This window comes from Streptomyces sp. NPDC096152 (genome assembly GCF_044763235.1).
GTDB lineage: Bacteria > Actinomycetota > Actinomycetes > Streptomycetales > Streptomycetaceae > Streptomyces.
In genome coordinates, this window is sequence record NZ_JBIWFW010000004.1 from 105,765 (window position 1) to 132,443 (window position 26,679).

Consider the following 26,679-nt stretch of genomic DNA (forward strand, 5'->3'; position numbering starts at 1 on the left):
CTTCTTGAAGATGAGCACGCAGACATCCGACCGCTTGGAGTGGACCGAACTCGACCGGCGTGCCGTCGACACCGCCCGCATTCTGGCGGCCGACGCGGTGCAGAAGGTCGGCAACGGTCACCCCGGCACCGCGATGAGCCTCGCCCCTGCCGCATACACGATCTTTCAGAAGGTGATGCGTCACGACCCGGGCGATCCGGAGTGGACCGGCCGTGACCGCTTCGTCCTCTCCCCCGGTCACACCTCGCTGACCCTCTACACGCAGCTCTTCCTGTCCGGGTACGAGCTGGAGCTGGACGACCTGAGGGCGTTCCGCACCCAGGGGTCGAAGACGCCCGGTCACCCCGAGTACGGGCACACGGCCGGGGTGGAGACCACCACAGGACCGCTCGGCCAGGGCGTGGCCAACGCCGTCGGCATGGCGATGGCCGCCCGCTACGAGCGCGGCCTGTTCGACCCCCAGGCGCCCGCGGGCGAGTCCCCCTTCGACCACACGATCTGGGCGATCGTGTCCGACGGCGACCTGGAGGAGGGCGTCTCCGCGGAGGCGTCCTCGCTCGCCGGCCACCAGAAGCTCGGCAACCTGGTCTTCCTCTACGACGACAACCACATCTCCATCGAGGGCGACACGGCCACCGCCTTCTCCGAGGACGTGCTGAAGCGCTACGAGGCCTACGGCTGGCACACGCAGCGCGTGGAGCCCGCCGAGGACGGCGACATCGACGTGCCCGCGCTGTACACGGCGCTGCGGGCGGCCCAGGCCGAGACGGGACGCCCCTCGATCGTCGCGATGCGCACGATCATCGCGTGGCCGGCCCCGAACGCGCGGAACACCGAGGCCGCGCACGGCTCCGCGCTCGGCGCGGAGGAGGTCGCCGCCACCAAGCGCCTCCTCGGCTTCGATCCCGAGCGGTCCTTCCAGGTCGACGGCGAGGTCCTCGCCCACGCCCGGCGGGCCCTCGACCGGGGCGCCGAGGCGCACGCCGCCTGGGACAAGCGGATCGCCGAGTGGCGCGGCACCGAACCCGAGCGCGCGAAACTGTTCGACCGGGTCGTCGCCGGGAAGCTGCCCGAGGGCTGGGAGGACGCCCTGCCGGTCTTCGAGGAGGGCAAGGCGCTCGCCACCCGCGCGGCCTCCGGCAAGGTCCTTCAGGCGCTCGGCGCGGTCCTCCCCGAACTGTGGGGCGGCTCCGCCGACCTGGCCGGCTCGAACAACACCACCATCGACAAGACGTCGTCCTTCCTGCCCGAGGGCAACCCGCTGCCGGACGCCGACCCGTACGGCCGCACCGTGCACTTCGGCATCCGCGAGTTCTCCATGGCCGCGGAGATGAACGGCATCGCCCTGCACGGCAACACCCGCGTCTACGGCGGCACCTTCCTGGTCTTCTCCGACTACATGCGCAACGCCGTGCGCATGTCCGCCCTGATGCAGCTTCCGGTGACGTACGTCTGGACGCACGACTCCATCGGCCTCGGCGAGGACGGCCCCACCCACCAGCCGGTCGAGCACCTGGCCTCGCTGCGCGCGATCCCGGGCCTGAACGTCGTCCGCCCGGCCGACGCGAACGAGACCGCGATCGCCTGGCGCGAGATCCTGAGGCGCCACTCCACCGAGCCGGCCCCGCACGGCCTCGCGCTCACCCGCCAGGGTGTGCCGACGTACGCGCCGAACCCGGACGCGGCCCGGGGCGGCTATGTGCTGCGGGAGTCCCCCACCGGGACCGTGGACGTGGTGCTGCTCGCCACCGGCTCCGAGGTGCAGCTCGCCGTCGCCGCGAGCGAGCTGCTGGGGGCCGAGGGAATCGGCGCCCGGGTGGTGTCGATGCCGTCCGTGGAGTGGTTCGAGGAGCAGCCCCGGGCGTACCGCGAGCGCGTGCTGCCCCCGTCGGTGCGGGCGCGCGTCGCCGTCGAGGCGGGCATCGCCCTGACCTGGTACCGCTACGTGGGCGACGCCGGACGCGTCGTCTCCCTCGAGCACTTCGGTGCCTCCGCCGACGCCGGGACCCTGTTCACCGAATTCGGCTTCACCCCCGAGAACGTCGTCGCGGCGGCCCGCGAGTCGCTGGCCGCCGCACGCGCCTGATCCGAACGCGACAAGGAAGATGATCACTGTGACCGAAGCAACCGCGACCGCGGGAGCGCTCAAGCGCCTGTCCGACGAGGGCGTGTCCATCTGGCTGGACGACCTGTCGCGCAGGCGGATCACCTCGGGCAACCTGGCCGAGCTCGTGGCGTCGCGGCACGTCGTGGGCGTCACCACCAACCCGTCGATCTTCCAGGCCGCGATAGGCTCCGGAGAGGGCTACGAGGAGCAGCTCGCCGACCTGGCGGTGCGCGGCGTGACGGTCGACGAGGCCGTACGGATGATGACCACCGCCGACGTGCGCGCCGCCGCCGACGTCCTGCGGCCGGTGCACGACGCGACCGGCGGCCGGGACGGCCGGGTCTCCATCGAGGTCGACCCGCGGCTCGCCCACGACAGCGCGGCGACCGTCGCCGAGGCCAAGCAGCTCGCCTGGCTGGTGGACCGCCCCAATGTGATGATCAAGATACCGGCCACCCGGGCGGGCCTGCCGGCCATCACGGAGGTCGTCGGTCTGGGTATCAGTGTCAATGTGACGCTGATCTTCTCCCTGGAGCGCTACCGCGAGGTGATGGACGCCTACCTCGCCGGTCTGGAGAAGGCACGGGCCGCGGGCCTCGACCTGGCGGCCATCCACTCCGTCGCCTCCTTCTTCGTCTCCCGGGTCGACAGCGAGATCGACAAGCGGCTGACACTGCTCGGCACGGACGAGGCCCTCGCCCTGAAGGGCCGGGCGGCGCTGGCGAACGCGCGGCTGGCCTACGCGGCCCACGAGGAGGTCTTCGCCGGCGAGCGCTGGCTCGCCCTGGCCGGTGCCGGGGCCAACGCCCAGCGTCCGCTGTGGGCCTCCACCGGGGTGAAGGATCCGGCGTACAAGGACACCCTGTATGTGGACGAGCTGGTCGCTCCCGGCACGGTGAACACCATGCCGGAGGCCACGCTCCGCGCCACCGCCGACCACGGCGAGATCACCGGTGACACGGTGACCGGCGGCTACGACCGGGCCCGCGCCGACCTCGCGGCCGTCGAGCGGCTCGGGATCTCGTACGACGAGATCGTGCGGCAGCTCGAGGACGAGGGTGTCGCCAAGTTCGAGGTGGCCTGGCAGGACCTGCTGGACGCGGTAACGAAGTCCCTGAACAGCAAGGGAGTTGACGCGTAATGACGAAGAAGCCCGCCGAGGCGGCGGCCACGCGGGCCGCCGGGGCGGCAGCGGCCGGCGCACCGGCCGACGAGGAGACCGCCGGGGCCGGCACGGCCCCCGCCGGGACCGAAGCCGCCGGGTCACCGGCCGCCGTGCCGGGCGAGGGCGCCGCGGCCGAGGCGCCGCGGGCGGCGACCGCCGGGACCGAGGCCGCGAAGTCCCGCGCCACCGCGGCCGACGTCCGGGTCCCGGTCGTCCCGGCCGCCGACTGGGCGAATCCGCTGCGTGACGAGCGGGACCGCCGGCTGCCGCGGATCGCGGGGCCGTCCGGGCTCGTCATCTTCGGCGTGACCGGCGACCTGTCCCGCAAGAAGCTGATGCCGGCCGTGTACGACCTGGCCAACCGCGGCCTGCTGCCGCCGGGCTTCTCACTCGTCGGCTTCGCCCGGCGGGACTGGGAGGACCAGGACTTCGCGCAGGTCGTGCACGACGCGGTCAAGGAGCACGCCCGGACCCCGTTCCGCGAGGAGGTGTGGCAGCAGCTCGCCGAGGGGATGCGGTTCATCCCCGGCGACTTCGACGACGACACGGCGTTCAAGCAGCTTCGCCAGGCCGTGGAGGAGCTGGACGCCTCCCGCGGCACCGGAGGCAACTTCGCCTTCTACCTCTCCGTACCGCCGAAGTTCTTCCCCAAGGTCGTGCAGCAGCTGAAGAGGCACGGCCTGGCGGAGGGCCCGCGGGGCGCCTGGCGGCGGGCGGTCATCGAAAAGCCGTTCGGCCGCGACCTGGCCACCGCCCGGGAGCTCAACCGGATCGTGCACGAGGTGTTCGACCCGGAGCAGGTCTTCCGCATCGACCACTACCTGGGCAAGGAGACCGTCCAGAACATCCTGGCGCTGCGCTTCGCCAACCAGATGTACGAACCCGTCTGGAACCGGTCGTACGTCGACCATGTGCAGATCACCATGGCCGAGGACATCGGGATCGGCGGCCGGGCCGGCTACTACGACGGCATCGGCGCCGCTCGCGACGTCATCCAGAACCACCTGCTGCAGCTGATGGCGCTCACCGCCATGGAGGAGCCGATCGCGTTCGACGCGGAGGCGCTGCTCACCGAGAAGCTCAAGGTGCTGAAGTCGGTGCGGCTGCCGGAGGACCTCGGCGCCCACACCGTGCGCGCCCAGTACGCGGACGGCTGGCAGGGCGGCGCGAAGGTCGCCGGGTACCTCCAGGAGGAGGGCATCGACCCGCAGTCGAAGACGGACACCTACGCGGCCGTGAAGCTGGAGATCGACAACCGGCGCTGGGCCGGCATCCCCTTCTACCTGCGCACCGGCAAGCGCCTCGGCCGCCGCGTCACGGAGATCGCGGTGGTCTTCAAGCGCGCCCCGCACTCCCCCTTCGACTCCACGGCCACCGAGGAGCTCGGCCAGAACGCGATCGTGATCCGCGTCCAGCCGGACGAGGGCATGACGGTGCGGTTCGGCTCGAAGGTGCCGGGAACCTCCATGGAGATCCGGGACGTGACGATGGACTTCGCCTACGGCGAGTCCTTCACCGAGTCCAGCCCCGAGGCGTACGAGCGCCTCATCCTGGACGTGCTGCTCGGGGACGCCAACCTGTTCCCCCGCCACCAGGAGGTGGAAGAGTCCTGGAAGATCCTCGACCCGATCGAGGAGTACTGGGACACGCACGGCAGGCCGGCGCAGTACCCCGCGGGCACGTGGGGTCCCCGGGAGGCCGACGAGATGCTCGCACGAGACGGACGGAGCTGGCGCAGGCCATGAAGATCGACCTGATCGACACCACGGCAAGCAAGATCAACAAGGCGCTGGTGCACGGTCGCCGGGCCATCGGCACGCCGGCCGTGGGCATGGTCCTGACGATGGTCATCGTCACGGACGAGGAGAACGCCTACGACTCGCTCAAGGCGGCCGAGGAGGCCTCCCGCGAGCACCCCTCGCGCACCCTGGTCGTGATCAAGCGGCACGCCCGCACCCTGCGGGACCGCACGCACTCGCGGCTGGACGCGGAGGTACGGGTCGGCTCCGAGGCCGGCACCGGCGAGACGGTCGTGCTGCGGACCTACGGCGAGGTGTCCGGCCACGCCGACTCCGTGGTGCTGCCGCTGCTGCTGCCGGACGCTCCGGTCGTCGTGTGGTGGCCGGTGGACGCGCCCGAGAACCCCGCGCAGGACCCGCTGGGCGCCCTGGCGCAGCGCCGGATCACCGATCTGTACGCCGTCGAGCGGCCGCTGGAGGTCCTGGAGACCCGGGTGCGCTCCTACGCACCCGGTGACACCGACCTCGCCTGGACCCGGCTCACCCCGTGGCGCTCGATGCTGGCCGCCGCCCTGGACCAGGCCCGGGTGAAGGTGACCTCGGCGGCCGTGGAGGCGGAGGCCGAGAACCCGAGCGCCGAACTGCTCGCCCGCTGGCTCGAGGCACGGCTGGGCGTCGAGGTGGACCGCGTGGTCACCGCCGGCCCCGTCGTCACCGCCGTACGGCTCGGTACCGAGAACGGCGAGATCGTCATCGACCGGCCGGAGGGCCCGCTGGCCACGCTGACCCTGCCGGGCCAGCCCTCGCGCACCCTCGCGCTGAAGGTCCGCGCCACCTCCGAACTCATCGCCGAGGAGCTCCGCCGCCTCGACGCCGACGAGATGTACGCCGTCGCCCTGCGCGGCGAGGCCATCAAGGAGACCGTCTGACATGTCCGACACCCCCAAGCTCACCCGGCGGCCCGAGTGGACCGCCCTGGAGGACCACCGCGCGACCACGTTCCGCGAGCCGGACCTGCGGGAGCTGTTCGCTGCCGACCCCGGCCGTGCCGAGCGGTACACGGTCCGGGTCGGGGACCTGTACATCGACTACTCCAAGCATCTGGTCACCGACGAGACCCTCGCCCTGTTGCAGGAACTCGCTGTGGCCACGGATGTGTTCGGGTTGCGGGACGCGATGTTCCGTGGTGAGCGGATCAACGTCACGGAGGACCGGTCGGTGCTGCACACGACGCTGCGTGCGCCGCGTGGGGCGGTGGTCGAGGCCGGCGGGGAGAATGTGGTGCCCGCCGTGCACGCGGTCCTGGACAAGATGGCCGGTTTCGCGGAGCGGGTTCGCTCCGGCGAGTGGACCGGACACACCGGGCGGCCAATCAGGAACGTCGTCAACATCGGCATCGGCGGCTCCGACCTGGGCCCGGCGATGGCCTATGAGGCGCTGCGGACCTTCACGGCACGTGAGTTGACGGTCCGGTTCGTGTCGAACGTGGACGGCTCGGACCTGCACGAGGCGACCCGTGACCTGGACCCGGCGGAGACGCTGTTCATCGTCGCGTCGAAGACGTTCACCACCATCGAGACCATCAGCAACGCCACGTCGGCGCGTTCCTGGCTGCTGGCCGGTCTGGGAGGCGACGAGAAGGCGGTGGCGCGGCACTTCGTGGCGCTGTCGACGAACGCGGAGAAGGTGGCCGGGTTCGGGATCGACCCGGACAACATGTTCGAGTTCTGGGACTGGGTCGGCGGACGCTACTCCTACGACTCCGCGATCGGCCTGTCGCTGATGATCGCCATCGGCCCGGACCGCTTCCGGGAGATGCTCGACGGCTTCCACGTCGTCGACGAGCACTTCCGCTCCGCCCCCGCCGAGGCCAACGCGCCTTTGCTGATGGGCCTGCTGGGCATCTGGTACAACGACTTCTTCGACGCGCAGACGCACGCGGTCCTGCCGTACTCGCACTACCTGTCCAAGTTCACCGCCTACCTCCAGCAGCTGGACATGGAGTCCAACGGCAAGTCGGTGCAGCGCGACGGGGAGCCCGTGGAGTGGCAGACCGGCCCGGTCGTGTGGGGCACGCCCGGCACCAACGGGCAGCACGCCTACTACCAGCTCATCCACCAGGGCACCAAGCTCATCCCGGCCGACTTCATCGGCTTCGCCAACCCCGTCGACGAGCTCAGCGGTGAACTCAAGGCGCAGCACGACCTGCTGATGGCCAACTTCTTCGCCCAGACGCAGGCACTCGCCTTCGGCAAGACACCGGAGCAGGTACGCGCCGAGGGAGTGCCCGAGGAGCAGGTGCCGCACCGCGTCTTCAGGGGCAGCCGGCCCACCACCACGATCCTGGCCCCCGAGCTGACCCCGTCGGTCCTCGGCCAGCTCGTGGCGCTGTACGAGCACAAGGTGTTCGTCCAGGGGGCCGTGTGGAACATCGACTCCTTCGACCAGTGGGGCGTCGAGCTCGGCAAGGTCCTCGCCAAGCGGGTCGAGCCCGCCCTCACCGAGGGGGCCGACGTGCCCGGCCTCGACCCGTCCACCGCCGCCCTCGTGGCCGCGTACCGCACGCTTAGGAAGTGAACTGACATGCAGCTGGGTTTGATCGGCCTCGGCAAGATGGGCGGCAACATGCGGGACCGTCTCCGCAACGCCGGCCACACCGTCGTCGGCTACGACCGCAATCCCGAACTCTCCGACGTCAGCAGCCTCGCCGAGCTGGTCGAGAAGCTCGAGGCCCCGCGTGTGGTGTGGGTGATGGTCCCGGCGGGCACCGCCACCCAGACCGTCGTCGACGAGCTCAGGGACCTGCTCCAGCCGGGCGACACGGTCGTCGACGGCGGCAACTCCCGGTGGACCGACGACGAGAAGCACGCCGCCGAGCTGGGCATCAAGCGGATCGGCTTCGTCGACGCCGGCGTCTCCGGCGGCGTCTGGGGCCTGGAGAACGGCTACGCGCTGATGGTCGGCGGCGACAAGGAGCACGTCGACCGCCTCCAGCCGATCTTCGACGCGCTCAAGCCGGAGGGCCCCTACGGCTACGTCCACGCCGGCCGGGTCGGCGCGGGCCACTTCGCCAAGATGGTCCACAACGGCATCGAGTACGCCATGATGCAGGCCTACGCCGAGGGCTGGGAGCTGCTGGAGAAGGTCGACTCGGTGGAGAACGTCCGCGAGGTCTTCCGCTCCTGGCAGGAGGGCACCGTCATCCGCTCCTGGCTGCTGGACCTGGCGGTCAACGCCCTCGACGAGGACGAGCACCTGGACAAGCTGCGCGGCTACGCCGAGGACTCCGGCGAGGGCCGGTGGACCGTCGAGGCGGCCGTCGACAACGCGGTGCCGCTGCCGGCGATCACCGCGTCCCTGTTCGCGCGGTTCGCCTCCCGCCAGGACGACTCCCCGCAGATGAAGATGATCGCCGCGCTGCGCAACCAGTTCGGCGGGCACGCGGTGGAGTCCTCGAAGAAGGACTGACCGGGCAGGTCGGCCTACCGGCCGGACGGGCGCCCGGCGCGGGCGGGGCGGTGACGCCTCACCGCGCCGGGCGCTGCGCGTGCTGGGCGGCGAGTCGCACGGAGGCGTTCGGGGCGCCGTAGCCGCGGTGGCCGGGGTCCCGCTGGACGAGTTCGAAGAAGACCCGGCCGACGGTCTCGGTGTAGCAGTGCCGGAAGGCGCCGTCGGCGTCCCGGTCGTAGAGGATGCCGAGGTCGCGGTAGGCCGCCAGCTCCTCCTCGGGCAGCTCGAACCGGGCCGCCAGGTCGTCGTAGTAGTTGGCCGGGATGCGCAGCAGGCGGCCGCCGGCCGCGCGGAAGCGGCCGGCGGCGGCGACCACGTCGCCGGTGGCCAGCGCGATGTGCTGGGCGTGGACGGTGTCGTCGGTGGGCGCCGCGCCGACGGAGAGGGCGATGCGGACGCTGCCGTCGGTGTTGCCGACGGCCCGGCTGCGCAGCAGTCCGTAGGGGTCGGCGACGTCGACGCTCTCCCGGGCGTCGAGCCCGAGCACGCTGCGGTGGAAGAGGGCCGCCTCGTCGAAGTGGTGCCAGGGCTGGGTGAGCGCGAGGTGGTCGACGGACGTCACGCCCGTCTCCGGCCGGCCGGTGCCCAGGGCGTCGAAGTCGGCACGCCAGTCGGGCAGTTCGGGGTGGCCGGTGGCGCAGAAGAAGAGTTCGGTGCCGTCGGGGGCGGCCACCGCGTCCAGCGGCGCGTCGTGCGGGCCGCGGCGGCGCGGCAGCACCGGGGCGAGCAGGGCCTCGGCACGGCGGGCCGCGGCCGCCGGGTCCGGCGACTCCAGCCCGATCGCGGCGAGCTGCGTGCCGTCGCGGCGTGCCGCCCCCGCCGTGTTGACGAGGATGCGGGCCTCGCCCTGCTGCCAGAGGTCGACGGGCTTGCCGTGGTGCCGTGCCGTGCGGGCGAAGCCGAGGGCGCCCAGGACCGCGGCGACCGGCTCGGCGTCCGGGGTGAGGAGCTCGGCGAAGGCGATGCCGGTGGGGACGACGGGCGCGGGCATGTCCGCGACGCCCACGGCCTCCTGGAGCAGGAGCAGCGAGCGGTGCGCGTCGACGGCGGTGGGGCCCGCCTCGGCCTGCCGGAAGACGTCGTTGAAGACCTCCAGGGAGAGCGGGCCGTCGTATCCGGTGCGCAGCACGTGCCGCACGAGCCCGGCGACGTCGAAGCCGCCCTGCCCGGGGAAGCAGCGGTAGTGGCGGCTCCACTGGAGCACGTCCATCGCGAGCTGCGGGGCGTCCGCCAGCTGGAGGAAGAAGATCTTCTCCCCGGAGATGTCCTCGATGCCCTTGGGGTCACCGCCGCGGGAGAGGATGTGGAAGCTGTCCAGGCAGGTGCCGAGCGCCGGGTGCCCCGCCGCCTCGACGATGTGCCAGGCGTGTTCGTAGGTGCTGACGTGCCGGCCCCAGGCCAGTGCCTCGTAGGCGACCCGGATGCCGAAGTCCTGTGCCAGGTCGGCGAGTTCGCTCAGCTGCGCGGCGGCGAGGGCGTCGTCGTCGACGGCCGACGGGGAGACGCTGGAGCAGACGAGGACGGTGTCGGCGCCGAGCCGGCGCATCAGCTCGAACTTGTGCCGGGCGCGGCGCAGGTTGCGCGCGAACTCCGCGGCGGGGACGGCCTCGATGTCGCGCATCGGCTGGTAGAGCTCGATGCGCAGCCCGAGGTCGGCGCAGCGCGTGCGGATCTCCTCGGGGGCGAGGGGGCCGGCGAGCAGGTCGTTCTCGAAGATCTCGACGCCGCCGAAGCCGGCCCGGGACGCGGCCGCGAGCTTCTCGGTGAGCGATCCGCTGAGCGAGACGGTGGCGATGGACGTACGCACCCTGAGTACCTCTCCTTGGCTTCCGGGCTTTCCGTGTTCCGGCCGCCCGCTACTTCCCGGCCCCCACCGCGCCGCCCGCCAGCTCGGCGATGTCCGCCAGCATCCGCGCGCTGTCCGGTTCCCGCCCGGTGAACAGCCGGAAGGCGTCGACGGCCTGGAAGACGGCCATACCGCCGCCGTCGAGCGTGGCGCAGCCGCGTGCGCGGGCGGTGCGCAGCAGCTCGGTCTCCAGCGGGCGGTAGACCACCTCGGCGACCCACAGGCCGGGGTGGAGCAGCTCGGCCGGGAAGGGCAGGCCGGGGTGGGCGGCCATGCCGGTGGGGGTGGCGTGCACGATGCCGTCGGCGTGCGTCAGCAGTTCCGCGAGGGCGTCGGGGGGCGCGGCGGCGGCCCGTCCCGCGCCGAAGTGGCGGGCGAGGGAGCCGGCGAGGGCGGCTGCCCGCTCGGGCAGGGCGTCGACGACGGTGACCCGCTCGGCGCCGAGCGTCAGGGTGGCGTGGGCGACGGCGGCGCCGGCTCCGCCCGCGCCGAGCTGGACCACCCGCTCCAGCGGCGCGTCGGGCAGCCCGCGGGCGAAGGACGCGGCGAAGCCGGTGACGTCGGTGTTGTGCCCGATCGCGCGGCCGTCCTCGAAGACGACGGTGTTGACCGCGCCCAGCGCCTCGGCCTGCGGGGCGAGGGCGTCCAGGTGCCCGATGACGAGCTGCTTGCACGGGTGGGTGACGTTGAGCCCGTCGAATCCCAGGGTGCGGGCGGAGCGCACCAGGTCGCCCACCGCCTCCGGCGGCAGACCCAGGGTGTCGATGTCGAGGAGCCGGTACAGCAGCCGCAGGCCCTGGCGGTCCGCCTCCCGCTCGTGCAGCGCCGGGCTGAGCGACGGGCCGATGCCGGAACCGATCAGACCGACGAGATACGAGTCCTTGGCCACCGCTGACCTCCTGGGCAGACGCCTAATGTACGAACTAGTACGTTAGCTATATCAGCACGTCGAGTCCCGTGGGAAGACCCTCGGGGCCGGGACGCCCGCTGCTTCTAGAATCACGGCACTGGACCTACGCCGAAGGAACGTGATGACCAGCGTCGACGAACCGGCACGACCGAACGGGCGCATCCGCGACGCCGCCCGCACCCAGGCCGAGATCCTCGACGTGGCCACGCAGGAGTTCGCCCGGGCCGGCTACGACGGCGCCCGCGTGGACGAGATCGCCGCCCGCACCCGCACCACGAAGCGGATGATCTACTACTACTTCGGCGGCAAGGAGCAGCTGTTCACAGCCGTGCTGGAACGGGCCTACGGCGTGATCCGCGAGGCCGAGCAGCAGCTCGACGTCGACCACCTGGACCCGGTCGCGGCCATCCGGCGGCTGGCCGAGCTGACCTTCGACCACCACGAGCAGCACCCCGACTTCATCCGCCTGGTCAGCATCGAGAACATCCACGAGGCGGAGCACATCGCCGCCTCGGAGAAGCTCGGCAGGATCGGTTCGCCGGCGCTGGACGTGATCCGCAGGATCCTCGCCTCGGGCCAGGAGTCGGGCCTGTTCACGGCGGACGTCGACGCGGTCGACCTGCACGCGATGATCAGCTCGTTCTGCTTCTTCCGGGTCGCCAACCGGCGTACGTTCGGCGCCCTGTTCGGGCGCGACCTCGTCGACCCGGCACGGCGCGAGCACTACCGGACCATGCTGGGCGACATGGTGATCGCCTATCTGACGGCGGACCGCGCCGCGGACTGAGCCCGCGCCGGGCCTCCGCGGCCGGCGTTTCCGCACGGGCGCGGCACGACCTCTTGACACCCGGGAAACGTGGGCGCAACATCACTGGCCAACCGCTACTAACTACCCAGTGGGTTAATTAACCGGGACGCGCACCCGGTGTGGCCGGCCCGTCACCCCAGGGACCCGGCACTTCTCGACGTCCGCTCTCTCCGCATACGTTGGAGCCCCCCGAAGGAGCCCGCCGTGTCCGTCCCCGCCGCACCCCACGACGCCACCGCCCCGCCCGGCCAGCCGAAGAAGGCGGCGGCCGCCGCCTGGATCGGCAGCGCGCTGGAGTACTACGACTTCTTCATCTACGGCAGCGCGGCCGCGCTGATCTTCCCGAAGGTCTTCTTCGACGCCTCCGACCCGGCCACCGCGACCCTGCTGTCGCTCGCCACGTTCGGCGTCGCCTACGCCGCCCGCCCGGTCGGCGCGTTCTTCCTCGGCCACTTCGGCGACCGGCTGGGCCGCAAGAAGATCATGGTCTTCACGCTGATCCTGATGGGCGTGTCGACCTTCCTGATCGGCTGTCTGCCCACCCGGGGCCAGGTCGGCGGCGCGGCCCCGGTGCTGCTCGTGCTGTGCCGGGTGCTGCAGGGCATCTCGGCGGCGGGCGAGCAGGCCAGCGCCAGTTCCATGAGCCTGGAGCACGCGCCGCCGGACCGGCGCGGCTTCTTCACCAGTTTCACCCTCAGCGGCACCCAGGGCGGCCAGCTCATCGCCACGCTCGTGTTCATCCCGGTCGCCGCGCTGCCCGAGGACCAGTTGCTGAGCTGGGGCTGGCGGCTGCCCTTCTGGCTGAGCATCGCGGTCGCCGTCGTCGGCTACCTGATCCGCCGCAGGCTGGCGGAGACCCCGGCGTTCGCCCAGCAGGCCGCCGTCGAGGGCGTGGCCCGGCTGCCGCTGGCGGTGCTGCTGCGCGAGCACTGGGCGGACGTGCTGCGGGTGGTCGCGGGCGCGCTCGTCGCCTCGGTGAGCACCATCTTCACGGTGTGGGCGCTGGCCTACGCGACCAGCGACGCGGTCGGCATGTCCCGCTCGTCGATGCTGTGGGTGGGTGCCCTCGCCAACGTCGTCGCGCTCGGCGCCATCCCGCTGTGGGCCACGCTGTCGGACCGGATCGGCCGGCGCCCCGTGTACCTGATCGGCGCGGCGGGCAGCGCGGTGACGATGTTCCTCTACCTGTGGGCGATCTCCACCGGCTCCTACCCGCTGACCCTCGTCCTCGGCATCGTCGCCTTCGGTGTCGTCTACAGCGCCGCGAACGGCGTGTGGCCCTCCTTCTACGGCGAGATGTTCTCCACCCGGGTCCGGCTGTCGGGCATGGCGATCGGCACGCAGATCGGCTTCGCGGTCGCCGGGTTCGCGGTCACCTTCGCCGCCGAGATCGCCGGTCCGGGCGGCACCGACTGGTCGTCGGTGGCCCTGTTCACGGCGGCCCTGTGCGTCCCGCCGGTGATCGCCGCGCTGTCGGCCCGCGAGACCCACCGGGTCCCGACCGAACTGCTCGGCGAGCGGACCGGCCGGCCGGCGTCCCAGCCGGAGGCGGTGTCGGCCTGAGCCGCCGGTACGCGGCGCGTACGGCACACAGGACGCACACGGCGCGCAGGACGTATACGGCACGCACGGCGCCCACGGGCAGGAGGCACCTCCTTGCCCGTGGGCGCCGGGCTTCGTGCCCTCTGTTGCCCGTTACCCGTCGCCCCTTGCCCGTGGTCAGGCGTTGGACCACGACCGCCGGCACAGCACCAGCCGGTAGCCGTCGGGATCCTCGACGGTGACACCCCACTCGTTCCAGTACGGGTTGGGCGCCACCACCCGCCTGCCGCCGTGCTCCTCGAGGCGGGCGACCAGTTCGTCCGGCACGGGGCCGTCGACGTAGACCACGAGGAGGTCCTCCTCGGTGGGGCGGGGCTCGACGGGCCGGGCGGGTTCGTGGACGAGCTCCAGATGCCAGCCGGCGTCGGGCCAGCCGACCATCAGCAGGTCGTGCGCGCCGGGCCGGGTGCCACCCTCGGCCCGCCAGAGCACGTTCAGCCCGAGCCCTCCGACCCAGAACCGCTCGGCCGCGGCCAGGTCCCGGGAGGGGCGGGCGACACGGAGGTGACTGCGGCCGCCGACGGGCATGGGTACCTCTTCTCGTCCGCTTCTCGGGTCGTCCCGGATCGTACTGTCATGTCCTCCGGTTCAGCGGCCGGGGGGCTTGTCCGGTCCCCCGGTTCCGCGGCCGGGGGCTTGTCCGGTCTCCCGGTTCAGCGGCCGGAGGGCGGGGCCGCCGCCGCGTCGAGGAGGGGGCCCAGTTCGCGGGCCACGGTCGTCAGGGGGCGCACGTCCCGCTCCGCGCGGGCCATGAGGAGCGCGCCCTCCAGGGCGCTGATCATCAGAATGGCGAGCGACCCGGCCCGGGCGGCCGGCACCCCCATGCCCGTCAGGGCCTCGGCCACCGCCTCCCGCCAGGCCGCGAAGGCCGCGGCCGTGGCCTCCCGGGTGGAGGCGCCGGTGGCGGCACAGTCCACCGTCGCCGCGGCGACGGGGCAGCCGGTGGCGAAGCCCTCGGCCTCGCACTCGTCGGTCCACTGCCGCACCATCGCGGCGAACAGGCCGCTCGGCGTCGGCTCGTCCAGGCCGGCCAGGAACCGGGCGACGCGCTTCCCGGCGTACCGCCCGGCCCAGGCGACCGCCTCGCCGACCAGTTGCTCCTTGCCGCCGGGGAAGTAGTGCTGGAGCGATCCGCGCGGGGCCCGGGCGTGGGCGGCGACGTCCCGCATCCCGGTGGCGCCGACCCCCTCGCGCCGGATGAGCTGGGCCGCGCTGAAGACCATCCGCTCGCGCGGCCCCCGCTGCGACTCGGCCATCGCCGACCTCCCTGCTCGTTGCCCTGCTCCAGCCTATGACCGCCGTCATAAACACCGCTACTATGACCGGTGTCATAACGGTCGCGTCCGGAGGGCGGTCCCTCGTGAACGTCGGTTTCCTCGGCCTCGGAGTCATGGGGCGGCCCATGGCACTCCGGCTGGCCCGCGCCGGTACTCCCCTGATCGTCTGGAACCGCACGGCGGCCCGTACCGCTCCACTGCGCGCGGCCGGCGCCGAGGTGGCGGCGGACCCCGGCGAGGTGTTCGCCCGCGCGGACGTGGTCCTGCTGATGCTGGCCGACGACACCGCGACCGATGCCGTCCTCGGCCGCGGTACCCCCGCCTTCGCCGCGCGCGTCGCCGGACGGGTGGTGGTCCACATGGGCACGACCTCGCCCGCGTACTCGCAGGGTCTGGAGGCCGATGTCCGCGCGGCGGGCGGCCGTTACGTCGAGGCGCCGGTCTCCGGGTCGCGCGTCCCGGCGGAGAACGGGCGGCTGGTGGCGATGCTGGCCGGGGACGAGTCGACGGTGGAGCTCGTACGGCCGCTGCTCGCGCCCCTGTGCCACCAGACCTTCCGCTGCGGGGCAACGCCCGGCGCGCTGCTGATGAAACTGTCCGTGAACCTGTTCCTGATCACGCTGGTCACCGGCCTGACCGAGGCGTTCCACTTCGCCGAACGGCAGAAGCTCGACCCCAGCCTGTTCCTCGACGTCCTGGGCGCGGGCCCGATGGCCAGCGCGGTCTCCGGGATGAAGGCGTCCAAGCTGCTGGCCGGGGACTTCGCGGTGCAGGCGGCGGCCCTCGACGTCCTGAAGAACAACCGGCTGATCGCCGATGCCGCCCGCACGGCCGGCATCGCCTCGCCGCTGCTGGACGTGTGCCACACCCTCTTCGAGGAGACGGTGACCCTGGGGCACGGCGCCGAGGACATGGTGGCGGTACTGCGCGCGATCGAGGCCCGCACGACGGCGGCACCACAGGACCGGCCCCAGGACCCCGCACCTGCGCCCGCGCCATGATCGGCCGGGGCGGCCACGGCCAGGACGCGTCTCACAACTCGCGCAGAATTCAGCCAAGGTGCTGCCGGAAGAAGGTGGCCGCCTCCCTGCCCACCCGGACACGGACGGCGGAGTTCGCGGTCTCCGGCGTGAAGAAGTCTTCGTGGCGGACGTCGGGACCGGCCGAGCAGCCGGTCGCTCCGGGGATGCGTTCCAGGTAGGGCCGGGTGTCGACTTCGTACGGGTTGACCGTGTCCGCTCCGCCCCAGCGGATGCCCACGGGCACCTGGACGGCTGCCAGGCTCTCCGGGGTCACGAGACCGCCCACTCCGGGGGCCACCTGGAAGACCGCCCGCACTCGGCGATCCGAGAGGTCTGCCCCAGCGGCGTCCAGCGCGCGCCGTGACGATTCGTCCAGCGGGTACTTCTTCCGCAGGGCCTCCAGTGCGCCGGGGAATTCGGGGATCTCGGGCAACGGGACGGCCCCTGTCATCACCGCCCGGACGATCCGCGGGAGCCGGATCCCGCAGGTCACTGCGGGACTCGTCGTGCACCACGCGTATCAGCGGCTGCCGCCCGGAGATCGTCATGGCGACATCGTAGGGAGACGATGCCCGCGTGTACGGCGGTTCTCCGCCCGCCTCAGCCCCGTTCGGCGCCGTCGGCGGCCCGCGGAATGCCGTAGACCCGCTCCACCCTGAGCCGCAGCACCAGACGGCGGTCGCGGACCATCGAGGCGCGGAAGTCGTCCCAGTCGGGGTGCTCGCCGAGGACGGCACGGTAGAGCCGGACCAGTTCCTCGACGGTCTCGTCGTGGGGGTCCCGCGCGACGGGTGAGAGGTCGGCGGTGCCCTCGGCGACCGTGTAGGCCCACCGGTCCGGGCTCGTGACGTGGTACGACGCCCGCGGATCGCGCCGCAGGTTGCGCGTCTTGGCGCGGTCGTCGGTGACGGAGACCCGGATGATCCGCTCCTCCGGGTCGTAGGCATGACTGACGTTCGACAGCTGGGGCCGCCCGTCACGCTTGAGCGTGACCAGCACCCCGCCGTGCCCTTCGGAGAGCAGCCGCAGCAGCCGCTCCCGCGCCGGATCCTGCGCGGCGCCCTCGCTCGTGTCTCGGCTCATACCAGGAACAACTCCTGGGGCACCGCCGGACATTCCTCGTAGACACTGTCTACCCGTGACTGGTAGACAGTGTCTATGACTGAGCCCGAGAAGAGCCTGCGGGACCGGCTGGTCGACGTCGGGGTGGACCTGGTGGCCGAGGAGGGGGCCCAGGCGCTGACGCTGCGCGAGATCGCGCGTCGAGCGGGCGTCTCCCACGGGGCACCGCGCCGCTACTTCCCCACCCACCTGGAACTGCTGTCCGCCATCGCGCGCCGCGGCTTCGCACAACTCGCCGTCCGGGCGGCGACCGTGCTCGACAGCACCGCGGCGGATCCGCGCACCCGGCTGAGCGCGCTGGGCGGCGTCTACCTGGATTTCGCGCTGGGCAACCGCGGCATGTACGAGCTGATGTTCCGTCACGACCTGCTGGAGAGCGGCCATCTGGGCCTGCGGGACAGCAGCCTGCCACTGTTCGGCGCCCTGGTGGAGCTGGTGGCCGAGGCCCGCCCCGAGGGGGACGCGCGCGTCGTCGCGGGGGCCCTGTGGGCGAACCTGCACGGCATCGCCCAACTGTGGGGCTGGGGCAGCCTCCAACTGGCCACCGGTACAGCGGACTTCGCTCCCCTCCTGCACACGGCACTCGACGCGCACCTCGGGCCGGAGGGCGGCCGGTGACCCCGTACCACCGGGCGACCGCGCTCGCGAGCAGTGTGGCCGGGGCCGTGATCGTCGCCTTGGACGGTACGGTCCTCACCGTCGCGCAGCCCACGCTGCAACGCGACCTGGACGCGTCGGCCGCGCAGGTCCAGTGGACCAGCACCGGCTATCTCGTCGCGGTGGCGGCCCTGTTGGTGTTCGCCGGACGGCTGGGCGACCGTTACGGGCACCGGCCCCTCTTCGCGGCCGGGATGCTCGGCTTCGGCGCCGCGTCGGCGGGCATCGCCGTGGCCCCCGGGATCGGCTGGGTGATCGGGCTGCGCGTGGCGCAGGGGGTGTGCGGGGCGCTGCTCCAGCCTGCCACGCTGGGCATGGTGCGCACCGCGTTCCCGCCCGACCGGCTCGCCCTGCCCATCGCCGTCCGGACGGGCGCCATCGGACTGGCGGCCGCCGCCGGTCCGCTGGTGGGCGGAGCGCTGGTGACCGGTCTGGGCTGGCGGTCCGTCTTCTACGTCAATGTGCTTCCGGCGGCCCTCTTCGGTGTCCTGGCTCTCGCCACACGCGGACCGGAGCGGGCCGGCCTCTCCCCCGCCGCCGAGCCGGAGGAGCCCGGCGTCCGAGCGGCCACGTCGATGGGCAGGCTGGAAGGGTCTCCGGCCGGACCTGGCCATTCCGCGGTCCCCTTGGACGTGCCCGGGGCTCTGCTGCTGGCCGTGGCCCTCGGCTGCGCGGTGCAGACGCCGGCCGCGCTTCCGGAGCCCGGATGGGCCGGGCCCCTCGCGGCCGTCGTCGCCTGTACCGCCTTCGTCCGGCACGAGCGCCGCACCCCGAGTCCGCTGCTGCCGCCGGACGTGATCGGCTCGGCGGCCGTCGGCTCGGCACTGGCGGTGCTGGTGGCCGCGTCCTCGGCCCTGTTCGGCGCGCTCTTCGTCGGCACGTACCTCCTGCAGGGCACGCTCGGCCTTGACCCCTTCCACAGTGCCCTGCTCAGCCTGCCGCTCGCGGTGCTCATGGTCCTGGCCGCCCCCGTCTGCCCGCCGTTGCTGCGCCGGGTCGGGGCCCGTCGTACGACCGTGGGTGCGATGGGACTGCTCGCGCTGGGCATCCTGGTGCTCGCCCGGGCGTCGGGAGCACTCGCCCTGGGGGTCGGGTTCGCGCTGCTCGGAGCCGGGTTCGGCACCGTGATGGTGGCGGCGACACAGGTCGTCGTCCGGGAGAGCCCCGTGGAGCGGGCCGGGGTGGCGGGCGGGCTCCAGCAGACCGCGATGAACGTCGGCCCGGCGCTGGGCGTGGCGGCGGCCGCCACGATGAGGGGGCTGGACCGTGGCGACGCACTGCCCCTGGTGGTGCTCGCGGGGGTGGCCGTGACGGGGGCGGTGCTGGGGAGAGCTCTGCCGAAACGTTCCGGCACAGTGATCACCGGTCGTCCCGAACCGAGGGACCGTACCCGTGTTCCTGCGCGACGATGAGGTCTGGGCAGGTCCGGGCCCGGAGGGGCCGGGGTGGTCCTCGTACGAGATGAACCGGAGGAGAGCGATGGCACAGTTGCGGCAGGACGTCGACCCGGGCGGCGTGGGGCTGGACGCGAAGGCGCTGGGCCGCCTCGACCGGTATCTCGCCCACCTCGTCGACGAAGGGCGGCTGCCCGGGTTCCTCGTGTCCGTCGCGCGGGGCGGCCGGATCGCCCACCTCACCACGTACGGCCGGCGGGACGTGGCGGCCGGGCTGCCGGTCGGCACGGACACCGTGTGGCGGATCTACTCGATGACCAAGCCGGTCACCGCGGTGGCCGCGCTGATGCTGGTCGAGGAGGGCCGGCTGTCGCTGGACGACCCGCTGGAACGCCATCTCCCGGTCTTCGCGGAGCCCCGGGTGTACGAGAGCGGGTCCGGCGACGACGTACGCACCCGCCCGGCCGCCGGCCCCATCCGGATCCGGCACCTGCTCACCCACACCGCGGGCCTGACCTTCGCGTTCTACCACTCCCACCCGGTCGACGCCCTCTACCGGGCGGCCGGCCTGGAGTCGTCCGTGCCCGCGGGCGCCGACCTCGCCCGGACGATGGAGGTGTACGCGAGCCTCCCCCTCCAGTTCGACCCGGGCACGCAGTGGAACTACTCGGTCGCCAGCAATGTACTGGGCCGGGTCGTCGAGGTGGCGTCCGGGCAGCCGCTCGACACGTTCTTCGCCGAGCGGATCTTCCGGCCGCTCGGGATGACCGACGCCGGGTTCTGCGTGAACGACGAACAGGCCGGGCGGCTGGCCGAGTTGTACGGCCAGACCGACGACGGCGGCATCGAGCCCATCGCGGGGCTTCCGCTGCACGGCCGTCCCCGGTTCCTCTCCGGCAGCGGCGGCCTGGTGGCGAGCGCGCATGACGTGCACCGCTTCATGGAACTGCTGCGCCGCCGCGGCGAACTCGACGGCACCCGGCTCCTGAGCGCCGGCACCGTGGACCTGATGACGAGCAATCACCTGCCCGGCAACGCCGACCTGCGGTCCTTCGGCAGCCGCCCCGCCCACGACGAACCCGGCAACGACGGCGTCGGCTTCGGGCTCGGGGTCTCCGTCGTGATCGACCCGGAGCGCACCCAGGCGCCCTCGGGTCTGGGCATGTTCGGCTGGAGCGGGGTGGCGACGACGACGTTCTGGGTCGATCCCGGCCGCGATCTGACGCTCCAGTTCATGACCCAGGTGCGTCCGAAGAGGTCCCTGCGGATCTTCCCGGAGCTGAAGCGGCTGGTGCACGAGGCGGTCGTGGGCTGAGTCGTCGTGGGCTGAGTCGTCGTGGGCCGAGTCGTCGTGGGCCGAGTCCGAGCCGGTCCGGCCGGGGCCCGGCCCCGGTCCGGGCCCCGCTCTCGGCCTTCGCTCCCGACATTCGCAGGCCTTCGGTCAGGACAGGTGGGCCACCGCGTCCAGGTGCGGCAGGTGGTGGTCCAGCCGTTCGCGCTTGGTGCGCAGATAGGTGATGTTGTTCTCGCACGGCGGGATCAGCAGCGGCACCTGCTCGGCGACCTGGACGCCGTGCCGCTGCAACGCCTCGCGTTTGCGCGGGTTGTTGGACATCAGGCGCACCGAACGCACCCCCAGGTCGCGCAGCATCTCCGCGGCGACCCGGTAGTCGCGGGCGTCCACCGGCAGGCCGAGGGCGAGGTTGGCCTCCACCGTGTCCAGGCCCTCCGCCTGCAGGGCCATCGCCCGCAGCTTGGCGAGCAGGCCGATGCCCCGGCCCTCGTGCCCTCTCAAGTAGACGACGACGCCGCTGCCTTCGGCGACGACGGCGCGCAGCGCGGTGTCGAGCTGGTCGCCGCACTCGCAGTGCTGGGAGCCGAAGGCGTCGCCGGTCAGGCATTCCGAGTGCAGCCGGGTGAGGACGCCCTCCGTGCCGATGTCGCCGTAGACCAGGGCCACTTGCTCGTCACCGCGGTCGTGGTCCATGTAGCCGACCGCCTGGAATTTGCCGTACACGGTGGGCAGCGGGGCATTCACGACGCGTTCCACGCCCGAGCGCCGTGGGGACTTCTTGCCGAGTACGCCGAGGTTTTCTGTCATGATCTGGATCCTAAGCAGAGACGAAAGGCCGGAAAACAATGAGTGGTTCGGGAACGCGGCCGACGGCATATGGTCTGTTGCCGGCGGACACCACGCAAGACGTACGGACGCGGGGGGCGGACCTCTCACGGCAGATCGCGGTCCTCCCGGTGGGGAGCTTCGAACAGCACGGCCCATTTCTCCCGTTGGCGACCGACACGCTGGTCGCCTGCGCCATCGCGCGGGAGATCGCCGACGCGTACCCGGTGCACCTCCTTCCTCCCGTGACGATCTCCTGCTCGCACGAGCACGCGGCCTGGCCGGGGACCGTCAGCATTTCCTCCGTGACCCTTCATGCGGTGGTACGGGACGTCGCGGCGTCGCTCCGCCGGTCGGGCGTCGACGTGCTGGTGCTGGTCAACGGGCACGGCGGGAACTACGTACTGGGCAATGTGGTGCAGGAGTCCAGCGCGCGGGGCGAGCGGATGGCGCTCTTCCCGGCCGCCGAGGACTGGGAGACGGCCCGGGAACGGGCCGGGGTGCGCACTTCGCTGCTCACCGACATGCACGCGGGAGAAATCGAGACCTCCATTCTTCTGCACGCTCACCCCGAAATGGTCCGGGCCGGTTACGAGTCGGCCGATTTCACCGCGGACGACCGGCGTCATCTGCTCACCGTCGGAATGTCCGCCTATACCGCGTCGGGTGTCATCGGCCGTCCTTCCCTGGGATCCGCGGAAAAGGGAAAGGAACTGCTGACGAGCCTCGCCGCCTCCTTCGGACCGTATTTCTCGCTGCTCACCTCCGCGGACCCGTCCGCGAACTCGCCGATTCCCACGGCTGATACGGGAAGCGGGCGCGAGGACGAGGGCGACGGCGAGGGCCGGCGCGGATAGCCGCCGTCGGCCGTGCCGCCGGGGCCCGGTTCCGTCCCGGCGGCACGGATCCCGGCGTGCGGGGGTTCCGCTCCGGCGAAGCCCGGTCCGGCGTGCGGGGGTTCCGCTCCGGCGAAGCCCGGTCCGGCGTACGAGGGTTCCGCTACGGCGAGACTCGGCCCGGCGTTCAGGGGTTCCACCACGGCAACGCTCGGCCCGGCGTTCAGGGGTTCCGCCACGGCGGCACCGGACCCGGCGTTCAGGGGTTCCGCCACGGCGGCACCGGACCCGGTGCGCAGCCCGGTGTACCAGCGGGCGAGGAGGACGAGCGCGCCCGGCAGACTGGCCACGAAGCTGAGCACCCCGTAGACCACGGCGACGGCCAGTCCGGTGCTCGCGCCGAGTCCGGCGGCGCCGAAAGCCCAGGCGGTGACGCCCTCGCGGGGGCCGAAGCCGCCGACGTTCAGCGGCAGTCCCATGGCGAGCAGCGCGAGGATCGCCAGCGGCAGCAGGACGGCGACGGAGGCGGCGGAGCCGGCGACCCGGGCGGCCACGACGAACATCGCGAGGTGCCCGGCCAGGACGACGGCGGAGGAGAGCGCGACCCCGGGCCCGTTGCGGCGGGACAGCAGCGCCTCGCGCGCCTCGTCCAGGGTCCGGCGCAGGGCCCGTCCCCGCGCGGAGGGCGCCCGGTTCAGGCGCAGGGCGAGGAGCACTGCGAGCGCTCCCACGACGGTGAGCGCCGCGGGCGCCACCAGGTGCCGGGCCTGGGTCCGGACCGGCGAGGGAAGGGTCAGGAGCACCGTAACCCCGGTGGCCGCGAGGGCGATCTGCCCGGCCACCCGCTCCCAGACCACGGTCCGCACACCGCGTCCGAGGTCGCCGGCGTTCCGGCCGTGCCGCACCGCCCGGTGCACGTCCCCCAGGACGCCACCGGGCAGGGCCGCGTTGAGGAAGAGCGCGCGGTAGTAGTCGGCGACGGCCGGCCCGAGCGGCAGGCCGATGCGCAGGCCCCGGGCCACCAGTTGCCAGCGCCAGGCGCTGCACACGGTGGTGACTACTCCGATCGCGAGAGCGGCGGCCAGCGTGGGCGTGTCGATCCGGCGCAGCCCGTCCAGGAAGACGCCGGTGCCCAGGCGCCACAGCAGGAGGACGAGGATGGCGGCGCCGGTGACGGTGCCGAGGTGGGTGCGCAGCGCGGGCGAGGTGAGGAAGCGGGCACGGGCCCGTGTCCGTGCGCGTACGGCGCCGGACGGCCCGACCCCGCGGCGACCGTCCGTCTCCTCCGTGACCGCGCCGCCGGACCGTCCGGTATTCGGGGGCGCGTCACCCGACGGCCCGGTCTTCGGGGGCGCGTCACCCGACGGCCCGGTCTTCGGGGGCGCGTGTGCCGCCTCCCCCGCGCCCCCGGACGTCCCGGCCTCCGGGCGCGCGTCCCTCCGTACCGCCCGGAGGTCCACCGTCTCCACGCTCATCAGGCACCGCCCACCGGCTGGGACAGCGCCAGCAGGTCGCTGTGGTGGACGACCACCGTCAACTCCCCCGCCGCGCAGGCCTCGAGGCGCTCGGTGAGGTAGCGGTCGGCGCGCGGCTTCAGCTCGGGGCGCTGTTCGACGGCCGCGCCGACCCAGCCGCGCAGCCACTGCGCGGTCAGCTCCCGCTGGTCGGCGCCGAGCCGCCAGGGGCTCGGGTGCACCCGTACGGCGGCGCCGTGCCGGGCGAAGGACTCGCACGCCACGGCGAGCGCGTCCGGGCCGAGCAGGCCGGTGCGGCGCTGATGAGCGTTGAACGCCTCCGCGATCTCGGCGTCCAGCGGATCGGCGGGGATGAGGTCGACACGGCCCACCACCGACAGCGTGAGCAGGGCCGGGCAGCCGGCCCCGGCGCAGGCGGCGGCGAGGGTGTCGATCTCGTCGTGGGTGAGGACGTCCAGCAGGGCGGACGCCGTCACCAGGGACGCGCCGACGAGGGCGTCCGGGGTCAGCCGGGCCACGTCGCCGCGCCGCGTCTCCACGGTGACCCGGCTGCCGTCGGCGGCCGCGTGCGGGGAGGCGACGGCGGCGAAGTGCAGCAGGTAGGGGTCACGGTCGTGGAGGATCCAGTGCTGGGCGCCGTCGATCCGGGGGGCGAGCCAGCGGCCCATCGAGCCGGTGCCGCAGCCGAGGTCGTGCACGACGATCCCGCCGTCCCGCCCGGGCAGGTCGGCCAGCCGGCTCCGCAGCGGGTCCAGCAGCTCCGTGGCCCGCGCGGCCGCGTCGGCCACCTCCCGCAGTTGCAGCCACTCGGGCGCGTACCGGGCCGGCTCCTCCGGCTCTTCCGGCCCGTCCGCGCGAAGCCGGACGGTGGCCCGCTCACCGGGACGCGGCGCCGGACCGGCACCGGGGATCACGGCGGCCTGCCCCGGCACCGAATCCGGCCCGGACACCGCATCGGGTCCGGCCGGCGAATCCGGCACCGGCACCGGCACCGACTCGTCGCTGCCGGAGCCGGCCGCCGCCAGGTCCACTCCACCACCACTGCTCACGACATCCACGGCATGCGCCCCCACCTCAGAGGACATGGCGCCGAAGGCACCCGGTTGGGCCGGTCCGCCCTCGCCCCGCAGGTCGGCGGTAGCGGCTGGTGTGGTCGTCGTCTTCCTCATGGTCTCCTTCATGCCGCCCTCCGGGGCTCGTCGGGCAGCCGGCCCAGCACGCCGGCCAGGGCGCGGGCGGTCGCCGCCCAGCCGCCGAGCGCGGCGCGGCGGCCGCGGGCGGCGGCCTTCAGACGGCGCCGCACGTCGGCCTCGCCGAACCAGCCCCGCAGTTCGGCGGCGAGGGCCGCGGGGTCCTCCGGCGGGACGAGGATGCCGGGCACCCCGCCGTCGGGCGCGCGGCCCACCGCCTCGCCGACCCCGCCGACGTCGGTGGCCAGCACCGGAACGCCCCGTGCGAGGGCCTCGGTGATCGCCATGCCGTAGGTCTCCGCGTAGGAGGCGAGGACCATCAGGTCGGCGGAGGCGTACGCGGTGTCGAGTGCGGCGCCCGCCTTCGGCCCGGCCAGGTGGAAACGGTCCTGCAGGCCGTACTTCCCGATCAGGCCGCGCAGATGGGTGACGTACTCGGGGTCGTGGGTCAGTCCGCCGACGCACACGCAGTTCCACGGGAGGTCGGTCACCGTGGCGAGCGCCTCCACCAGCCGGTGCTGCCCCTTGCGCGGCGTCACGGCGGCGACGCACAGCAACTGCGAGACGCCGTCGGTGCCGGAGGCGAGGGGCGCGATGTCGGCGCCGGGAGCGGCGACATGGACCCGCTCGGGGGCGAGTCCGTGGTGGGAGACGAGACGCCGGACCGCCCAGTCGCTGGTGGCGATCACCGCCGGGACCGCCCGCAGGACGGTGCGTTCCCGGGTGTCCAGTTCGGTGGCGACGGCCGGTTCGAGTCCGGTCTCGTCGCCGAGCGGGAGGTGCACCAGGACGGCCAGGCGCAGCCGTTCGGCCTCCGGGACGACGACCTCGGGAACCCCGCAGGCCACGATTCCGTCGAGCAGCACGACCGAGCCGTCAGGCAACTCGCGTAGGACACGAGCGAGTTCCGCGCGGGCGGTGGCGTCCGGCCGGGGCCAGTCGCCGTCCACCGCGCGCCCCAGCACCTGCCAGCCGAAGCCGGGCAGGTCCAGGCTGACCCGGCGGTCGTAGGCGTTGCCGCCGCTCGGTGTGGCCGGATCGTCGACACCGCCCGGCAGAATGAAGTGCACGGTGCGCAGGGACATGGGGATGATCCCGACGTGGTCGAGGCCCGCGCGCTGGGCGGGCACGAAGGCAAGGGGCGACGCGCCTCCGGCGGGCGCCCGGTCGATGGTCGTGTCGGTCACAGGGCACGCTCGTAACTCGCCCAGGCGACGTGCGACTCGTGGAGCGTGACGGTGAGGCCCGCGAGTCCCTTGGCGCCCTCGCCCAGGGCGCCCTTGTGGATCCGCTCGGCGAGCCGGTCGGCGATGACCTTGGCCAGGAACTCCGTGGAGGTGTTGACGCCGGCGAAGTCGGGCTCGTTGTCGAGGTTGCGGTAGTTCAGTTCGCTCACGACCGCGCCCAGTTCCTGGGTGGCCAGTCCGATGTCGACGACGATGTTGTCGTCGTCCAGCTGTTCGCGCCGGAAGGTGGCGTCCACGAGGAACGTGGCTCCGTGCAGCCGCTGCGCGGGCCCGAACACCTCGCCGTGGAAGCTGTGGGCGATCATGATGTGATCGCGGACGGTGATGCTGAACAACGGACGACCCTCCAGGTGCGGCGCGTCTGGTCCCCCGGCTGATCCCTGTTGATCCCTGCCGGGGGGATGCCGTGTAGTACGGCTCTCCGCTTCCCCTTGTTCAGCCGTGTCTCACCCTTTTTCTCAGGTCAGACGCTCTTGTTCCGCATGTGTCAGGCCGGCGCACCGCGGCGCTCCTGCCGCTCCGAATCGGCCCTGCCCATCAGACCATGTTTGTCGGAACATGTCCGCTGAACCGTGTCCGCTGAACCGTGTCCCCGCACCGTGTCCGTCGAACCGTCTCCGCCGCACCGTGTCCGTCGGACCGTGGGCGGGCGA

The 26,679-nt window shown here is 72.8% G+C and carries 23 protein-coding genes and 1 pseudogene; 13 read left to right on the plus strand and 11 right to left on the minus strand.

What is annotated here, in order from left to right; translation table 11 throughout:
• Positions 1 to 10 precede the first annotated feature (10 nt).
• Genes tkt through gnd form a run of 6 tightly spaced genes read left to right on the plus strand, consistent with a single transcriptional unit; the run spans position 11 to position 8,479 of the window.
• A complete protein-coding gene (tkt, locus tag ACIQ9G_RS15190; protein WP_403608971.1) occupies positions 11 to 2,086 on the plus strand; it encodes a transketolase in 2,076 nt (691 codons plus the stop codon).
• A gap of 19 nt (positions 2,087 to 2,105) precedes the next feature.
• The gene (tal, locus tag ACIQ9G_RS15195) at positions 2,106 to 3,248 is read left to right on the plus strand and encodes a transaldolase (RefSeq protein ID WP_403608973.1); all 1,143 of its coding nucleotides are present in this window, start codon (positions 2,106 to 2,108) and stop codon (positions 3,246 to 3,248) included.
• On the plus strand, positions 3,248 to 5,017 hold the full coding sequence (gene zwf / locus ACIQ9G_RS15200; protein ID WP_403608974.1) for a glucose-6-phosphate dehydrogenase: 1,770 nt from the start codon (positions 3,248 to 3,250) through the stop codon (positions 5,015 to 5,017). Before tal ends, zwf begins: the two co-directional genes overlap by 1 nt.
• Positions 5,014 to 5,940, plus strand: a complete 927-nt coding sequence (opcA, locus tag ACIQ9G_RS15205) for a glucose-6-phosphate dehydrogenase assembly protein OpcA (RefSeq protein ID WP_403608975.1) — start codon at positions 5,014 to 5,016, stop codon at positions 5,938 to 5,940. Before zwf ends, opcA begins: the two co-directional genes overlap by 4 nt.
• A 1-nt stretch (position 5,941) precedes the next feature.
• Positions 5,942 to 7,588: a glucose-6-phosphate isomerase gene (pgi, locus tag ACIQ9G_RS15210; RefSeq protein WP_403608976.1), complete on the plus strand. Its 1,647-nt coding sequence runs from the start codon at positions 5,942 to 5,944 to the stop codon at positions 7,586 to 7,588.
• 6 nt (positions 7,589 to 7,594) lie between these two features.
• The gene (gnd, locus tag ACIQ9G_RS15215; RefSeq protein WP_403608977.1) at positions 7,595 to 8,479 is read left to right on the plus strand and encodes a phosphogluconate dehydrogenase (NAD(+)-dependent, decarboxylating); all 885 of its coding nucleotides are present in this window, start codon (positions 7,595 to 7,597) and stop codon (positions 8,477 to 8,479) included.
• 58 nt (positions 8,480 to 8,537) lie between these two features.
• Here gnd and ACIQ9G_RS15220 read toward each other — a convergent pair whose 3' ends face one another.
• Both ACIQ9G_RS15220 and ACIQ9G_RS15225 read right to left on the minus strand, forming a co-directional pair.
• A complete protein-coding gene (locus tag ACIQ9G_RS15220; protein ID WP_403608978.1) occupies positions 8,538 to 10,328 on the minus strand; it encodes a bifunctional sugar phosphate isomerase/epimerase/4-hydroxyphenylpyruvate dioxygenase family protein in 1,791 nt (596 codons plus the stop codon).
• A 49-nt stretch (positions 10,329 to 10,377) separates the two neighbouring features.
• On the minus strand, positions 10,378 to 11,256 hold the full coding sequence (locus tag ACIQ9G_RS15225; protein WP_403608980.1) for a shikimate dehydrogenase: 879 nt from the start codon (positions 11,254 to 11,256) through the stop codon (positions 10,378 to 10,380).
• A 142-nt stretch (positions 11,257 to 11,398) separates the two neighbouring features.
• On the opposite strand from ACIQ9G_RS15225, the gene ACIQ9G_RS15230 reads away from it, so the two are divergent.
• Together ACIQ9G_RS15230 and ACIQ9G_RS15235 are read left to right on the plus strand one after the other, a co-directional pair.
• Positions 11,399 to 12,064: a TetR/AcrR family transcriptional regulator gene (locus ACIQ9G_RS15230; RefSeq protein WP_403608981.1), complete on the plus strand. Its 666-nt coding sequence runs from the start codon at positions 11,399 to 11,401 to the stop codon at positions 12,062 to 12,064.
• 225 nt (positions 12,065 to 12,289) lie between these two features.
• The gene (locus ACIQ9G_RS15235) at positions 12,290 to 13,648 is read left to right on the plus strand and encodes an MFS transporter (RefSeq protein WP_403608983.1); all 1,359 of its coding nucleotides are present in this window, start codon (positions 12,290 to 12,292) and stop codon (positions 13,646 to 13,648) included.
• Between the two features lie 156 nt (positions 13,649 to 13,804).
• Here the strand turns inward: ACIQ9G_RS15235 and ACIQ9G_RS15240 are convergent, their stop codons facing one another.
• Together ACIQ9G_RS15240 and ACIQ9G_RS15245 are read right to left on the minus strand one after the other, a co-directional pair.
• Entirely contained in the window at positions 13,805 to 14,215 is a 411-nt protein-coding gene (locus ACIQ9G_RS15240) for a VOC family protein (protein WP_403608984.1), read from the minus strand.
• Between the two features lie 125 nt (positions 14,216 to 14,340).
• Complete coding sequence (locus ACIQ9G_RS15245) at positions 14,341 to 14,943, minus strand: TetR family transcriptional regulator (RefSeq protein WP_403608986.1); 603 nt, start codon at positions 14,941 to 14,943, stop codon at positions 14,341 to 14,343.
• Between the two features lie 104 nt (positions 14,944 to 15,047).
• On the opposite strand from ACIQ9G_RS15245, the gene ACIQ9G_RS15250 reads away from it, so the two are divergent.
• The gene (locus ACIQ9G_RS15250) at positions 15,048 to 15,965 is read left to right on the plus strand and encodes an NAD(P)-dependent oxidoreductase (protein WP_403610023.1); all 918 of its coding nucleotides are present in this window, start codon (positions 15,048 to 15,050) and stop codon (positions 15,963 to 15,965) included.
• A 49-nt stretch (positions 15,966 to 16,014) separates the two neighbouring features.
• Here ACIQ9G_RS15250 and ACIQ9G_RS15255 read toward each other — a convergent pair whose 3' ends face one another.
• The gene (locus ACIQ9G_RS15255; RefSeq protein WP_403608988.1) at positions 16,015 to 16,437 is read right to left on the minus strand and encodes a hypothetical protein; all 423 of its coding nucleotides are present in this window, start codon (positions 16,435 to 16,437) and stop codon (positions 16,015 to 16,017) included.
• 149 nt (positions 16,438 to 16,586) lie between these two features.
• Complete coding sequence (locus tag ACIQ9G_RS15260) at positions 16,587 to 17,069, minus strand: PPOX class F420-dependent oxidoreductase (protein ID WP_403608989.1); 483 nt, start codon at positions 17,067 to 17,069, stop codon at positions 16,587 to 16,589.
• A gap of 75 nt (positions 17,070 to 17,144) precedes the next feature.
• Between ACIQ9G_RS15260 and ACIQ9G_RS15265 the strand changes: the two genes are divergently transcribed.
• The 3 genes from ACIQ9G_RS15265 (at position 17,145) to ACIQ9G_RS15275 (ending at position 20,474) form a co-directional block, all read left to right on the plus strand.
• Positions 17,145 to 17,726: a TetR/AcrR family transcriptional regulator gene (locus ACIQ9G_RS15265; RefSeq protein WP_403608991.1), complete on the plus strand. Its 582-nt coding sequence runs from the start codon at positions 17,145 to 17,147 to the stop codon at positions 17,724 to 17,726.
• The gene (locus ACIQ9G_RS15270; protein ID WP_403608992.1) at positions 17,723 to 19,177 is read left to right on the plus strand and encodes an MFS transporter; all 1,455 of its coding nucleotides are present in this window, start codon (positions 17,723 to 17,725) and stop codon (positions 19,175 to 19,177) included. The genes ACIQ9G_RS15265 and ACIQ9G_RS15270 overlap by 4 nt, the downstream gene beginning before the upstream one ends.
• A 67-nt stretch (positions 19,178 to 19,244) precedes the next feature.
• Positions 19,245 to 20,474 (plus strand): serine hydrolase domain-containing protein, encoded by a 1,230-nt coding sequence (locus ACIQ9G_RS15275; protein ID WP_403608994.1) that lies wholly within the window; start codon positions 19,245 to 19,247, stop codon positions 20,472 to 20,474.
• Between the two features lie 126 nt (positions 20,475 to 20,600).
• Here the strand turns inward: ACIQ9G_RS15275 and ribA are convergent, their stop codons facing one another.
• On the minus strand, positions 20,601 to 21,260 hold the full coding sequence (ribA, locus tag ACIQ9G_RS15280) for a GTP cyclohydrolase II (protein ID WP_403608995.1): 660 nt from the start codon (positions 21,258 to 21,260) through the stop codon (positions 20,601 to 20,603).
• A 38-nt stretch (positions 21,261 to 21,298) separates the two neighbouring features.
• Between ribA and ACIQ9G_RS15285 the strand changes: the two genes are divergently transcribed.
• Entirely contained in the window at positions 21,299 to 22,135 is an 837-nt protein-coding gene (locus tag ACIQ9G_RS15285) for a creatininase family protein (RefSeq protein WP_403608997.1), read from the plus strand.
• 371 nt (positions 22,136 to 22,506) lie between these two features.
• Here the strand turns inward: ACIQ9G_RS15285 and ACIQ9G_RS15290 are convergent.
• The 4 genes and pseudogenes from ACIQ9G_RS15290 to ACIQ9G_RS15305 all read right to left on the minus strand — a co-directional run.
• Positions 22,507 to 23,589 (minus strand): annotated as a pseudogene (locus ACIQ9G_RS15290) (lysylphosphatidylglycerol synthase transmembrane domain-containing protein); the annotation flags it as partial.
• Positions 23,589 to 24,758, minus strand: a complete 1,170-nt coding sequence (locus ACIQ9G_RS15295; RefSeq protein ID WP_403608999.1) for a trans-aconitate methyltransferase — start codon at positions 24,756 to 24,758, stop codon at positions 23,589 to 23,591. The pseudogene ACIQ9G_RS15290 and the gene ACIQ9G_RS15295, both read right to left, overlap by 1 nt.
• Before the next feature lie 8 nt (positions 24,759 to 24,766).
• Positions 24,767 to 25,966, minus strand: a complete 1,200-nt coding sequence (locus ACIQ9G_RS15300; protein WP_403609001.1) for a glycosyltransferase family 4 protein — start codon at positions 25,964 to 25,966, stop codon at positions 24,767 to 24,769.
• Positions 25,963 to 26,361: a 6-pyruvoyl trahydropterin synthase family protein gene (locus ACIQ9G_RS15305; protein WP_403609003.1), complete on the minus strand. Its 399-nt coding sequence runs from the start codon at positions 26,359 to 26,361 to the stop codon at positions 25,963 to 25,965. Before ACIQ9G_RS15305 ends, ACIQ9G_RS15300 begins: the two co-directional genes overlap by 4 nt.
• Positions 26,362 to 26,679 lie beyond the last annotated feature (318 nt).

Excerpts from the sequence above, each read along its gene's own strand:
- opcA (WP_403608975.1), top strand. The coding sequence starts at position 5,014 with ATGAAGATCGACCTGATCGACACCACGGCAAGCAAGATCAACAAGGCG.
- ACIQ9G_RS15295 (WP_403608999.1), bottom strand. The coding sequence starts at position 24,758 with ATGAGGAAGACGACGACCACACCAGCCGCTACCGCCGACCTGCGGGGC.
- ACIQ9G_RS15260 (WP_403608989.1), bottom strand. The coding sequence starts at position 17,069 with ATGAGCCGAGACACGAGCGAGGGCGCCGCGCAGGATCCGGCGCGGGAG.
- tal (WP_403608973.1), top strand. The coding sequence starts at position 2,106 with ATGATCACTGTGACCGAAGCAACCGCGACCGCGGGAGCGCTCAAGCGC.
- zwf (WP_403608974.1), top strand. The coding sequence starts at position 3,248 with ATGACGAAGAAGCCCGCCGAGGCGGCGGCCACGCGGGCCGCCGGGGCG.
- ACIQ9G_RS15275 (WP_403608994.1), top strand. The coding sequence starts at position 19,245 with ATGGCACAGTTGCGGCAGGACGTCGACCCGGGCGGCGTGGGGCTGGAC.
- ACIQ9G_RS15265 (WP_403608991.1), top strand. The coding sequence starts at position 17,145 with ATGACTGAGCCCGAGAAGAGCCTGCGGGACCGGCTGGTCGACGTCGGG.
- ACIQ9G_RS15240 (WP_403608984.1), bottom strand. The coding sequence starts at position 14,215 with ATGCCCGTCGGCGGCCGCAGTCACCTCCGTGTCGCCCGCCCCTCCCGG.
- ACIQ9G_RS15245 (WP_403608986.1), bottom strand. The coding sequence starts at position 14,943 with ATGGCCGAGTCGCAGCGGGGGCCGCGCGAGCGGATGGTCTTCAGCGCG.
- ACIQ9G_RS15255 (WP_403608988.1), bottom strand. The coding sequence starts at position 16,437 with ATGACAGGGGCCGTCCCGTTGCCCGAGATCCCCGAATTCCCCGGCGCA.
- pgi (WP_403608976.1), top strand. The coding sequence starts at position 5,942 with ATGTCCGACACCCCCAAGCTCACCCGGCGGCCCGAGTGGACCGCCCTG.
- tkt (WP_403608971.1), top strand. The coding sequence starts at position 11 with ATGAGCACGCAGACATCCGACCGCTTGGAGTGGACCGAACTCGACCGG.
- ACIQ9G_RS15230 (WP_403608981.1), top strand. The coding sequence starts at position 11,399 with ATGACCAGCGTCGACGAACCGGCACGACCGAACGGGCGCATCCGCGAC.
- gnd (WP_403608977.1), top strand. The coding sequence starts at position 7,595 with ATGCAGCTGGGTTTGATCGGCCTCGGCAAGATGGGCGGCAACATGCGG.
- ACIQ9G_RS15285 (WP_403608997.1), top strand. The coding sequence starts at position 21,299 with ATGAGTGGTTCGGGAACGCGGCCGACGGCATATGGTCTGTTGCCGGCG.
- ribA (WP_403608995.1), bottom strand. The coding sequence starts at position 21,260 with ATGACAGAAAACCTCGGCGTACTCGGCAAGAAGTCCCCACGGCGCTCG.